This is a genomic window from Yoonia sp. GPGPB17 (assembly GCF_037892195.1).
Lineage (GTDB): Bacteria > Pseudomonadota > Alphaproteobacteria > Rhodobacterales > Rhodobacteraceae > Yoonia.
This window is the reverse complement of record NZ_JATACI010000002.1, coordinates 2,563,350-2,577,126: the sequence shown is the minus strand read 5'-3', so window position 1 is coordinate 2,577,126 and position 13,777 is coordinate 2,563,350. Positions and strand designations below refer to the sequence as shown.

Genomic DNA, 13,777 nt, shown 5'->3' with positions numbered 1-13,777 from the left:
CGAACCTTTTGTTGCGGTGTTAAACGAAGATAAAGCTTTCGGCGGTCAACTCATCTGCTGTCAGCCCCCAGAAGGTCAGGCTATCAGGGCCAGCGCCGACCTGGAAAACGGCGTTCCCGTCGACATCGCTGACGTTGTCCATGACGTTGCCCGCGTTGATGCCTGCAAAGCCAGAAAGCTCTACCGTGTCCCGCCCAACCGTGAAATCGCGGCCAAGGGTGCCGCCCGATGTATAACTACCGTCGCTTTCCACGGCCTCAAAATCGGCGATAATGTCGTTCCCGCCGCCGAAACTGAAGACAAACACGTCCGTGCCCAATCCGCCGCGCATGTGGTCATTGCCTGCACCGCCATCCAGACGATCGGCAGCACCGATTATTTGTGATGCCGCATCGCCATCGATAAAGTCGTCGCCTGCGCCGCCGGTGATGGTGTCACGCCCGACGCCACCTTTGAAGTAGTTGCTATCCGTAGCCGTACCGCCAGCGTCATCAATAACGTTGGTGCCACTTAGCGCTGTGATGTCGTCATTGCCAGCCCCGCCTGACAGCGCGTCGTTGCCAAAGCTGTCGGTGATCGTATCGTCACCAGCCCCGCCGTTGACCGTATCGTCACCGGCACCCGTGTCGATGACATCACCATTCGCCGTGCCGGTCACGGTTTCATCACCGCTCCCGAAGAAGGCCGTCACACCGTCGGACCCGGGGTCGACCAGCTGATATACAGCGCCAGTACCGGGTGTGTCGTCTTCGTCGCGGCCTTCGATGGTCAGATCGAAAGATGCTCCGGTTGGTCCGAATGGCGCGATGGTTTCCGTCACCGTTTGCGCGGAGGTCAGGCCCGATAAATCAGCTGTCAGGAAATAGGTGAAACTGGTTCCGTCTGCGCTAACAACAAAGGTGCCGAATGTGCCCTCAATCGACTGCCCGTCCAGGTTGGGATTGTCGTTTTGATCGGGGTCCGACACGGCAAAGCTGCCGCTGATCGATGCCATATCTTCGGTCAGATCAAAACCGATATCATTGGGTGTGACAGCAAATTCGGTCGGGTCGTCTTCACCGATGATTGTGATGTTGATCGCACGTTGGCTACCATTGCTGGCGGTCAGCACAATCTGGTCTGCGACTGTTTCGCCTGCGCCGAGGAACAGCAGTGATGCGCCACCGAGTGCGTAGATCCAGCGGTCATCACTCGGGTCGTCATCAATAACGGTCAGTGTACCGTATGTGCCAGTTCCCTCTGGAGTGTTTGGATCGGCAATCGTGTTGAACGTGTCATCACCGAGTGTGCTGATATCGTCAATGGTGATCGTGCCATCGACGCTGCTCTCGCTGAGCCTCAGGTCGATTGTGCCTGTCGTTGTGCCGCCAAAGGTCACATCGTTATTTGTCGCGATGAAGTCCACGTCTGGCGCCGTGCCATCAAGAAAATCACCAACGTCAATATTGCCGTCTTCCACGCCATCCAACGCATCAAGTGCGGCTAGGTTTGCCGTACCGCCAAGCACGCCAAAGACCTTGCCATTGCCAGCATCGCCTGCGTCAGGCGTACCAAGTGCAAAGTCAGCAATCCCGTCATTGTTGACATCACCCAGACCGGCAGCTGTGAGAACGGTATCTAATGCAGGGTCTGCGAACAAACCGATGTCGATGTTGCTGAGGATAAAGCCATTCGTTCCGTCCAGTGACTCTAGATCGAGGTCGCCCACCCCAGCGCCACCAAAGACAAGATACGCTCGACCAGCGCCCAAGGCATCAAACCCGCCGATCAAGATGTCGTCGATGCCGTCGCCGCTTACATCGCCAAGGTTCGTGGTGACAACCCCGGCGTTTCCGCCAACGATGCCGCCGCTGAGTTTGGAAATCCCGTCCGCCGGTTGAATGTCGCCAAGGTCAAAGGTTGCGGGCACGCCATCTACTGGAAAGAATTCACTATGGTCACGGCCAAACAGGACGTAGACCGTGCCGCCATTGAGCGCACCATCATCAGCAAAAGGTGCGGCAATCAAAGCGTCGTCGTAACCATCGGCGTTCAGATCTCCGGCTGATGAAACAACCGTCCCCGCGGCGTCCCCGAGGCCAGCGCCTTCGATTAGAATATCACCATATGGGGTCTGGATGCGGACAAAGCCTTCATCACTGCTGTCGCCATCAGTGCCGGGTGCACCAATAATGGTACTCGGCTCTGGCCCGACACTGATCAAATCAGTCAGATTGTTGATATTTGCGATAGACGTCCCGAACTTGTCCCCACCGTTTTCGCCAGTGAAGTTGTCCGAGAACGTGGCGCGTAGGCTGGTGCCCCCGCCTGGATCCGCAAACAGACCAACAGTCGCCATGGCACCCTGCTGTGCATCATCGCCGACACCAAACTCTGGCGCGCCGATAAGAAGCGTATCCCTGCCGAAAGGTAACAGGCGTGCGCCAAGGCTCAATCCAAATCCCGTGCTGGATCCATCTGAGTTGGCCAGTCCTTCAATGACTTCGCCCACCGTTCCGTCGAGGTCGGTTACCGTGATTGTTGAGCCATCCAAATCGGTGTTGCCACCATACAGGATGTACACCTCGCCAATGCCGCTGTCCGCCAGTGGTGCGCCGATCGCTACATCGGCGATGCCGTCGTTGTTGAAGTCGTATCCACCGATTACCGCTGTTCCGGTGCCAAGGCCCGCGCTGGTCTCAAAGGTGAACTGACTTAGGTTTGCACCATCTGCGGCAAGGCCACCGGCCCCGTCGCTGACACCGCTGTAGATGAACGCACCTGTGGCGTTGCCGTTACGTGTGCCGACAATGAACTCCTGAACGCCCGAGCTTCCGTCATCAAAGTTGCCCGCCGTCGAAATCGACGCACCTAAGCCATCGCCATCTGCGCCTTCAAGAATGAAATAAGCTGAACCGGCCATAGCAAATCCTCTGAAATCGTTATCACGCAGAAAAATGTTAACTCAGCATCCCTCACTGCGGGAGAAGATAAACATGTAACAGCCCTCTGTCGCAATTGCTTTATGGATTTATTAACGAATTCTGGGCGTTTCAGAGAGCTTCGACAACAACATTGCTACTTTTACCGTTTTGCTTTTGCATAGTAGTGCCCGTGGCGGCTGATTGTTCGCGCAATCCTCATGCCGTGCCGCTGCGCCGGTTGAAGAAGATATGCCCAGATTGCACGGCTTTGGGCGCGTTAGATTTCGGTGCCAGCATGACAACTGACTTTCCTTGGTTGGAGACTTTGCAAGGTGCTGCAGCGGTCGATGTTGCAGCGCGATGTGGTTTGCTTTCTGATCTTGCTGATGGTCAGAAATGTCCCGCCCGTCCCGCCTTGCTGGAGCACCTTTTGATTGGTGCAGGCGTCACTGTGAGAGAAGCGCATGGCCTTGCTTTCACAGCAGAATTTGCGGCTGCATGGCGTGCAGATAGCGCTGCGATCATGGCCCGCGCATCCTTTATTCGGCGGGCTGCGGCAGACGTTGCGATGGGGTTGGATGAGATGGTTTTTGATCTTCCAGCGTTTATGGAGAGATCAGCGACGTTCCGCTTGTTTCGCTATGATATGGCCGAAGGTACAACATCAGAACATCTGAACGCGACCCGTCCTTGGGTGGATTATGTGGAGGCACTATCCCGGAGCGAATCACCTCATCTGGTGCCGCTGATTAATCTCCGTGAGGGGGACCGTATCCTTGAAATCGGAGGCAATACCGGGCTCATGTCAGAAGCCCTTATTTCAACCTATAAGGGTGTAACGTCGCGCGTGCTGGATCTGCCCGCGGTCTGTGCGTTGGGACGCGAAAGGCGTGTTGTGCCAGGGCTGGAGTTTTGTGCCGGTGATGCGAGAAAACCAGACGCATTGGCACCTTTCGATGGTTTGATTGATGTCGTGCTTTTCAAATCTGTACTACACGATTGGCCTGCCGATGACGCTGAGAATATGCTGGCGCGCGCGATGGGTATCTTGTCGCCGGGCGGGCGTGTCATTGTCTGCGAAAGAGGTGCATATGGCCCAGAAGATGCAGGGGCTAAAGATGCAAATACACTAGCAAATATGGTATTTTCGCGGTTTTACCGCGATCCGCTATTCTATGAGGACATCATGAAGCGCAATGGGTTCGCAGTGACACGGAAATCCGTTCAATTGGACATGATGTTCCATGCCACGACCGGGACTTGCCCATGACCAGAACTGTCGTTTCAGTGTCAGGTCCGCCGGGGGCTGGCAAGTCTACGTTGGTGCAAGCTTTGGCTGGGGCGATGGGGGGCGTTGTCGTGGAATATGACGACTATGAAGTCATCACGTCCTGGCCCCCGGACAAGGTCATCGCTTGGCTGGACGCGGGGGCGCCGCTTGAGAATGCAATCGCTCCTGGATTGCATGAAGCGTTGATGGCGAAAACTGGGTTGGTGTTTCTTGAAACGCCCTTTGGGCGGGCCTGCCCACAGACCGGGGGTTTGATCACGACGTCGATCTGGTTGGAATGCCCCAACGATGTTGCCTTGGCGCGCAAGATCGCATCACTCGCTGCACTAAACGTTGAAAATAAGGGTTTTGCGGCGTTTATGTCGGGATGGCTACACGCATATGAAGCGTTTACGCGTCGCGCACTTGCGGTTCAGCGCGAACGGGTCAAGCCAAAGGCTGATCTGTGCATCGGAGCGGAGGCTGGCGCAAATGATGTTTTGTCAAGAGTCATTTTGTCATTAAAGAAGGCTTAATCATCCTTAAAATTGCCCAAATTGCTTGAAAAAACGGTGCAATACCGCGAGGGTGACATCAGGTTGTTTGGAGCAATTACGGCTCCATGCTTCCGTTGTAGCAGGCTGTCCCCAAGTTTGCCTGCGTTGTTTTGGTTAATATGCTCGGGATATGGGAGTTCCGAGTCACTGGAAGGATTGACTCATGTCAATGCCGTTTGATCGTCAAGCCGCAGGCGTTCTACCGAAAATTCCTCTCAATCGCCGGAACCGTGCACGCTTGCGTCGCAACGACCGCGCACGATTTGATAAGATTAAGGAAGCCGCATGGCGCCTGATGCTGGACCCTATGGAACAGCGGGTTCTGCTCAGCGCGGATCCACTGAACATCAGTGCCGTCAGTATTGCGAACCCGAGCAGTAGTGACGCGCTGACCGTTCGCTTCTTCGAAGAAGAGACTGCGCCAGCATCCGGGACTTACATCCAGAAGGTATCCGTCAGCTGGGCGGGCGGCCCCGAGGACATTACTGAGATTGGTGTGGACAATCGTTTCGTTATCAACACCGGCGGCGGTGACGATGACGTTACGATCATCATGGATACCCGCCAGGACGCGACAAACGATGATTTTGAGTTTGTTGTGAATACCGAGGGCGGCAATGACTCGATCACGATTACCAGCTTTGCGGAAGGGTTCGTTGGGGACCTGAACCTTTCTGCCGAACAGATCACAATCAACAGTGGCGTGTCGCTTGGGGCGACCGGTGCTGAGGTTGGCAATGTCACGCTGGCGGCAGCTGACAGCGCATCGGGCACATTTCTGGCCCCTGCCGATGATGCGGTTGCAAGTGTAACAATCGACGGATCCATTGTTTCGGATGGCGTTGTTTCGGTTTCTGCTGATGCTGTCGCAACGGCCAGCCAGACGTCCTATGTGGCCTCGTTCAGCGGTTTCGATCTGAGTGCAACCGCGACTGTTGCTGTTGGTGATGGCGTTGAGATCACAGGCGACGCAGTGTCGTTGACCGCTGATACCCAAGTGGATGTGGATGTATCGGGCGATTACGTGCGATTGGCCGTGGCGTTGACTGATGTTGAAACGACCACAACTGTTTCTGTTGGGGCGGGATCTACGATCACTGCCGCGTCAGGGTTGGTTGACGGCAATGCGGGTGATCCGTCTTTGCGGCTGTCTGCCGAGACTGAAACCAACGTGGATGTCGAACTCCAGTCCGCGGCCAATTTCTTTGGCGGCGCGACCAATGTTGATTTCACCAACGGGTTTGATCTGCTGCTTTCGACCCTTGATGTCAGCCGTGACACCAGCGTTGAACTGAACGGAACCAGCGGCAACCTGGCGACCCTGAACGCCGGTGGCGTTGCTGAGGTATCTGCCGCCAGTGGTGGCGATATCAAGAATATCGTGAAGTCCGACTTTGTTGGTGTGTCGACGACCGACCTGAGCACTGATGTGACGGAAATTCTGGGTACACATCTTTCCAGCAATACGCTCGGTATCTCTATGCAGGCGAGTGCGCTGACCCAAACTGTCACGGAAGGCAAGGTTGCGGTCAACGAGTCCAAGAACAATACCAAGACCAGCGTTTCACTTTCGAATGCGACAGTGAATGCGGGGGCGTCTGGCATTGATATTGATGCAACGGATACTGCGCGCTTCTATGCCATATCCACATCTGCAACGATGGATCCGGGCATCTTCACGACCATCGATCTGGATTATGCCGCGGCGCTGAACCTGTTGGATCGCGACACGACTGTTGTGTTGAGCGATGCTACGTTGGATGCGGATGGCGCGGTAGGAGTAAATGCGACGAGCGCTGTCTGGTCAATCGTTCTGGCTGAAAAGATGCAGGCACTTGGCACCGCGCAGGTGCCCTTCGATAACTCTGGCACAGCACAGTCATTTGTGTTCGGCGGCACGATGGCAGTTAACGAGATGAACGGTGAAGTCAGCGTCACAACGACCGGCGGCCAATTGGACGGCAGCGCGGTAACGGTGGGCGCAGATAACGACGCGATCTTTAATGCACATGCGCAAGCAGGTCAGTCGCTCAGCGGTGACAGTGGTGGTGCCGTTGGCATCTCTGTGGCGATGAACGTGTTGGGCTTTAGCGTTTCGAATTATCTTTTGTTGGGTGTTGATGCGCTGATCGGTATCGACATGGGCACGACGCTGACCGGCTATGGCGCTGTTGTCACGATGAATGGCACAGCGGTGAATGCAACTGGTGCAGCAGCGCTGACTGCGGACAACCAGTTGAAGGCAAACGCCTTTATGTCTAATGCGGCCGAAAGCACAGCAGATTCCGCTTTCCGCAACAACTCTGGTGCCGCAGTGGCCTTTGCGCTTGCGACCAACAAGATCGCGACGCGCGCGCGTGTTGATATTTCGGGCGCAACCGGTGACATCTCTGCCAGCAAGCTGGACGTTCTTGCGACAGACAAAGCTGAAATTTTTGCTGAGACCCTGATTGTGTCTTCCAGCACCACGTCGTCCAATTTTGGCGTCAGCTTGACCGATACGCTGATCGCGAATTTTGCAAATGCGGATTACCGGACGGATGGCACGACAGTATATACTGACGGCATTCAGGGTTTGACCCTTGTTGAACAGACCGGCACCGTCGATCTGACCTTTGGCGACCGTGTCATGGCGCTGCCTGATTTTACCGAAGATGGTGACAGCAAGGGCGCTGCGAATACAACCTATAAGTTTATGGGTGACAGCGCGACAGGCGTTGATCTTGCCGCGACAGACTTTACTGACAAGTCGCTTTGGCAGGCCACGCCCGAAACGGATATTGCGCCGACTGGTCTGAATTTCTCAAAGTCTGACAGCATGGCCTTTGGTGGTATGTTGGTCCGCAACGAAGTGACGACAGAAGCCGCCGCAGTTGTTGCAGACCTCACCATGGATATCGGTGGTGACACGACCATTTCTGCGACCGAAGCAACAAAGGTAAATGCAACGGGTGACTTGGGAATTTCGTCTTCGGGCGGCAGCAGCATTGACGGCAATGGCACCAGCCTTGCCGCTGGTGGTGCGTTGGTTATCAACACGGTCCAGGGCGACGCTACCGCGACAGTCACTAACGTCGATGGCACGGAAATTGACGGCAAGCTATCGGTGCTGGCGACCAGCACGATTGAACTGGATGCAACGCTGAACGCCTTGGTTACATCGGGCAATCAGGCGGGTCTTCTTCTGATTGCATTCAACACTTTGGGCTATGACCCGGGTAACATTCTGGAACAGTCGCTTGATGCGCTGATCGGTCTGGAGCTTGGTCCCAAAAGCATCGCAACGACAACTGCCGGCATTGATAGCGATGACGTTACGGTCGGGTCTGTCGAAGTTACCGCTACAAATGCGTCCACTTTGACGTCATTGCGCGATTCCAAGGCGGATTCTGCGGCGGCTGCGGCCACCGGTGCTGGTGGTGAAGTCATGTCCGGCACTTTGGTGTCAAACGCACTGGCAGGCGGGGCAGAGGCCTATATTCGCAACGCAGCGTCGGGAACGCCGATCACGACCACCACCGGCGGTGTCACTGTTACGGCTGATGACAACGCAACGCTGTCTGCAACAAGTGCTTCGGTTGCGTCTCAGTCTACCAGCAATGATTTGCTGTCAGGCACGATCAACGATATCGCGCAGAAACTGTTGGACGCATACACCTATACGAACCAATCCGGCACGCGGGATATGTCGTTCGGTGATACCGTTTACGTTGACGGTGTTGTCTATAAATATATGGGCGAAGGCCCAACCTCGACCGATCTGGCCACCGCACCTTATACCAATGTGAACCTGTGGAAGGCGATGACCGCCACGACCATCGTACCGTCAAGCGTTGCCAAGATCATTTCGAAGCTTGCCGGTCTAAAGGGCGGCGATTCCAAATCCAGCTTTGCCATGATTACCCGCAACGAAGTCGAAGGCGGGGCCAAAGCCTATATCATGAACGCGACTGTTCTTGCCGAAGGCTCCATTGAGGTTACGGCCACTGAACGCTCAAAGCTGACCGCACTTGAATCCAGCCAAGTGTCTGCAAAAGAAGCCAAAGCCGGTGTTTTGGCGACGAACTCTGTTTTGTCGCAAGCACAAGCCTTTGTTGAAGATTCCGACCTGACCGCAAATGGTGCAAACAGTGACATCAATGTCAAAGCGCTCAACCTGATCGTTGCGGATGCCACTGTTACAATGACAACCAGTGCCAAGGGTGATGCCCTTGGCCTGATCTTTGCCTTTAACACTGTCGGCTATGACAATCACAACGTGTTTTTCCAAGCGGCTGAAGCATTGTTGGGTGCCGATTACCTGACCCCATTGGTGACGGAGAGCCAGACCTATGGTGCAGAGGCGTATGTGAACGCGTCTAACCTGCTGGCCGGTGCCGATATCAATGTCACTGCCGAAAGCCGCGACCTGCAGGGTGCAACCGATAGCTCAGTCACAGCACAGATGCTGGATGATCTGGGCAACGTTGCCGGTGACAGCACGGACGCTGAGCAGGACGCGAGTTTCGCCGCCGCGCTGAAAGCACAGCTGATCGCAATGGGCGCGCTAGAAGCAGATTCCGAGGCCGCTCTGACAGTTGAAACCTTGGCTGTTGGTAGCCAGTGGTATGTGATCGACGACAGCGGCACAATTTGGCAGGTCCTTGCCGAGCTGAATGAAGCTGGCACCGACGTTGTTTTGAACGTCTATCTGGTTAACCTGCTGAACGCCCGCGTCGGCAATGACCAATCCGTCAAGGCCAAGAATGACCTTGTGTTGGTCGACCGCTTCATCGCGCAAGACAAGCTTGATGCGGACAAAGCTGCCGCTGAGAAAAAGGGCGAAGAGTTTAAAGGCAAGCTCAAGTACGGTTCCAGTGGTGCTGCAGCGGGGGGCATTCTGGCATCGAACAAGGTGCTGAGCGAAACCAAGGCCTGGATCAAGGGTGATATCGCCAAATTCAAGTCGAGCCAGACTGTTTCTGAGTTGCTGAACGGCGATATCGTGCGCGATGGTGACAGGTTCTTTGAATATACCGGGACAGATCAGGTTCGTGTGTCCGACTACGATGAGCTGAGCATCGCAACACCGGTTGCATTTGCTGATCAGGCCACGATCAAACTGTCTGCCGATATTCGCGCTGATGGCGCAACTTTCCTTGATGCGCCACTGTTTCGTGCAGGCGATATTGTGCAATACACAGGAACAGCAGTGTCCGATGCCGGTGGCATTGATCTTGAGGCGCTTATTCGTAACAACGCCGGTAGCTTTGCGGTCATCAACCCGGCTATTTCCATTGATCTGGATGCAATCACCTTTGCGACAGATGCAGATTGGACAGAGGTCCTGACCACGGCGACTTTCACAGCGACAGCCACGGATGGCACGCTGAATGTCTATGCCGCTGACACCGCAAACCTGCGCGTCGATACGTCACTGTCCGTGCTTGCTGAAGTGAAGAACAACATCGATGGTTTCAAAAAGCTGGCCGCTGATCTGACAAAGGATGACTATAGTTATACCACGTCGTCGGGCACGCAGGATCTGTTCAAAGAAGATGTCGTGCGCATTGGCGATGCTGGCGGGCCAGCCAGCGAGATTGGCAAATACTACAAGTTTATCGGGAACGGCATTGCAACCATCGCAGGCGGCAATGAACTGGCTGACTTTACACTGTCGCCTGAGGTTTCAATCAGCGTTGATCTGGGCGCATTGGTTGCCGATGGCACCACGGTCGGTGCGCAAAACCTGCTGGATACTGATTACTGGCAAGAGATTTCCGACAATACCGATCTGTCTGATGTGTTGTTCCCCGATGTGGGGAATCTGGCCGATTCCAACAGTAAAGCGCTGGGCGGCATCATCATTCTGAACGACGTGCAGGGCGGTGTCTCTGCGACGGTCGACAGCATGACAGTTGTCGCCGGCACGGGTGTTGATGTGACGGCAGATGCAAATGCATCGCTGTTGGCTAACCTTATTTCTTCAGTCGAAAGCTCGGGTGGCTCTGCTTGGGGTACGGGCGATTCCATTGCCCGCCAGGGCGTGATCTCGACGAACGTGGCCCGAAACTCTGCCGTGGCGGAAATTGCGAATTCGGACATCACCGCCAATGGTGGCGACGTCGATGTGAAGGCCATGCAGCAGACGGTGATGGATGCGACGCTGAACGCGACATCAAACACCGGGGATGAAGGCGTGACGGTCACGCTGGCATTTAACTCTTTGGGTTATAACGCGTCGAACGTACTATTTAACACGATTGAAGCGGTCACAGCCGACCCGACCTTCCACCGTCTGGTAGACCCGTCAAACCCGACGTCCGCCGAAGCGCGGATCACAGCGAGTGATGTGGATGCGACCGGAGATGTTGTTGTCGATGCACAATCTGCTGAACTGCTGAATGCGACTGTGTCGAATACGACCAACTCTGCTGCAGGCGCGCTGACTGGTGCGGGCGGCAGTGCGTTTGGTTTGATCATTGCGTCAAACAAGGTGCTGGGCGAGGCACATGCCTTGATCGACAATGCACAAGCCGGGGTTGCCGATACCATTGATGCCGGAGGCGATATCAGCGTCACCGCTTTGGACAAGCAGCGTCACTTCTCGAATGTGAAGCTGGTTGCGGATAGTGCGACGGTGAACGATGGCGGCGCGGCCGTCTTGCAGGAAACACTGAATGATGTGACCGCCGTTGACTGGTCCATGAACAGTGAACCGGAACAAAAAACAGCGCTGCGTTTTGGCGATCTGGTGCGTGTGGTTGATGGGTATACATTCAGCGGAACCCCCGCTGATCCTGACTTTGCCGCAGGCGGCAAGATCATGCAGTACATGGGCCCGAGCGATCCGCTTCAGGGTGCCAGTGTCTATGACAGCGAAGGCCGCGCGACCACAATTGAAACCGGTGACTATGTGCGCGTGGCCGATGCTGGTGCCGGAACGGTCAAGTTCTTCGTTTATGACGGCCCAACGCTTCAGACGCTGAATGGCGGCCTGCCTTTGCTGGATGGTTTTGATATTTCAGGTATTGATTTCTCAGGCCCAAGCGCACCTGCTGGCTGGACAGAAGTCACCGAAGGTATCAACGGTCTGCCGATTGATGGTTTGATTGACCTTGCCGCAACAGATTTTTCCGACACTGACTACTGGAAAGAAACCGTTGGGTCGCAGTTGATCCCGCAGGGCCTGAACATGCCCAATGCCGGACCAAACGGCGAAGACAGCGATAGCGTCGCGACAGGTGCGATGTTCGTTTACAACCAGTTGGTTGGTGAAACGACGGCAACAGTCAAAGACGCGACGCTGCGCGCGGATGACGACATCACTGTACGTGCAACACTCGACAGTCAGATGAACGCGACAACTGATGCTGCGACCTCTTCATCTGGTGGTACTGTGGCAGGCACTGGCACAAGCCGTGCGATCAGCGGTGTAGTCGCAACCAACCTTTTGACTGGCAATGCGGTCGCTTCTGCGCAGGATGCGACCTTGACGGCGCGCGTCGATGCGGCTGATACCACAGGCAGTGTGACCGTAGAAGCGCTCAATACCGTTGAGATGAACGCTAACACTTCGGCCGTCGTGGCGACGGGCGATGAAGGCTACAACGTTCTTCTGGCCTTCAACTCAATGGGTTACGACCCAACCAACTTGCTGTTCAGCTCTTTCGATGCACTGGCAGGAGACCCTAACCTCGCCAATGATCTTGCTGGTCTTGATACGCGCAATGCGGTCGAAGCTTATGCGTTCATGACGGGTGTCACCGCAACAGCCGCAGACGCAATCATCGTGAACGCCGTGAACGAGGCGACTTTGACCGCCTTGGTCAACAATCAGACCACAAGCGCGGCCAGCGCGTTCATTGAAGCGAGCGGCACAGCCGTTAGCGTTGTGATGTCACTAAATAAGATGCTGTCAGGTGCTCGTGCAGAAGTGAACGGCGGCCAGTACTATGCCGAGGACGGTGCGAAGGTCGACATCAAGACCGGGGATCAGGTGATTGCCGCCGACGGAACGGTCTACGAACGCACCGGTGCGGATATTGATGACCTTGATTTCGGGGCTATCGACAACTTTGAAGGCGGCACCGGCTGGACAGAAGTAACCGTTGCTCTTGCGTCGCAGAACACACTTGACGCCGGTCGTGCTGTTATCGTGACGGCAAGCGACGACTCCATCGTTGATGCCGACAACAAGATGGAAACCACAACGACTGTCGTCAATGACGGTGGTACAAGTATCCTGACCGGCTTTATCGAAAGCCTGCTGGGGGACTACTCCTTTACAACATTATCCGGTTTGCAGTTGTTGAAAACCGGACAGCAGGTTCTTGCAGGGTCCAACAGCTCGCAAGCGGGCAAGCGCTATACCTATACCGGCAGCAACACAGCCTCGGCCGTTGATCTTGGCGCAATCGACTTTGGAGCGATCGACGGGAGCGTCAAAGTTCTGGATGATGCCAATCGTGTCACGACAGTTGAAACCGGTGACTATGTCAGCGTTATTGACGCGGCGACAGGGCTGGAGAGTTTCTACAAATACATCGCGACCGATGCACTTGAAGTGCTGGACAATGGCGATCCCGTGCCTGACGGCGTTAATCTTTCAACAATTGACTTCGAGGCAGACGCCGCTTGGAGCCTTGTCACCGACGGTGCAGAGCTGGCCAATATCATTGGCAGCCAGTGGAAAGAAGTCGTTGTTGACGACATCGAAAGCCTGATCCCTGCCGGAATTAACCTGAACGTCACGAGCTCTGATGCGACGGCAGTTGGCTTGCTGTTCTCGGTCAACGATCTGCAATCCGGTGTTGTGGCCCGCCTTGCCGCGGCTGATGTTGATGTCACAGACGGTTTTGTCCTTGTGTCTGCGATCGAAAACGCAACCATGGATGCCAAGAACGCCTAGCTCTGTAAAGGCTGATGGCGGCTCTTTCTTTGCAGCTGGCAGTAAGGTTATTGCGGTCAACGCAAATGTTGCCACGAACACCGTGACCTCGTTCTCAGTTGCTGAAGTCAGCGACGCAGATGTGACGGTTGGCGATCTTGCTTAAGCGCTGTAAACC

5 protein-coding genes are annotated in these 13,777 nt (G+C 55.3%); 4 read left to right on the top strand and 1 reads right to left on the bottom strand.

Annotated features, from left to right (window positions below; translation table 11 throughout):
• Nucleotides 1–19: 19 nt before the first annotated feature.
• Nucleotides 20–2,902, bottom strand: coding sequence for a beta strand repeat-containing protein (locus QTO30_RS13650; RefSeq protein WP_340424648.1), 2,883 nt, complete (start codon nucleotides 2,900–2,902; stop codon nucleotides 20–22).
• A 296-nt stretch (nucleotides 2,903–3,198) separates the two neighbouring features.
• Between QTO30_RS13650 and QTO30_RS13645 the strand changes: the two genes are divergently transcribed.
• The 4 genes from QTO30_RS13645 to QTO30_RS13630 all read left to right on the top strand — a co-directional run bounded on the left by QTO30_RS13645 (nucleotide 3,199) and on the right by QTO30_RS13630 (nucleotide 13,765).
• Nucleotides 3,199–4,173, top strand: coding sequence for a methyltransferase (locus tag QTO30_RS13645; RefSeq protein WP_340424646.1), 975 nt, complete (start codon nucleotides 3,199–3,201; stop codon nucleotides 4,171–4,173).
• Entirely contained in the window at nucleotides 4,170–4,709 is a 540-nt protein-coding gene (locus tag QTO30_RS13640; RefSeq protein ID WP_340424645.1) for a hypothetical protein, read from the top strand. Before QTO30_RS13645 ends, QTO30_RS13640 begins: the two co-directional genes overlap by 4 nt.
• Before the next feature lie 184 nt (nucleotides 4,710–4,893).
• Nucleotides 4,894–13,620 carry a beta strand repeat-containing protein gene (locus tag QTO30_RS13635; RefSeq protein WP_340424644.1) on the top strand — a complete coding sequence of 2,909 codons (8,727 nt, stop codon included), beginning with the start codon at nucleotides 4,894–4,896 and terminating at the stop codon, nucleotides 13,618–13,620.
• Entirely contained in the window at nucleotides 13,604–13,765 is a 162-nt protein-coding gene (locus QTO30_RS13630; protein WP_340424643.1) for a hypothetical protein, read from the top strand. Before QTO30_RS13635 ends, QTO30_RS13630 begins: the two co-directional genes overlap by 17 nt.
• Nucleotides 13,766–13,777: the final 12 nt, after the last annotated feature.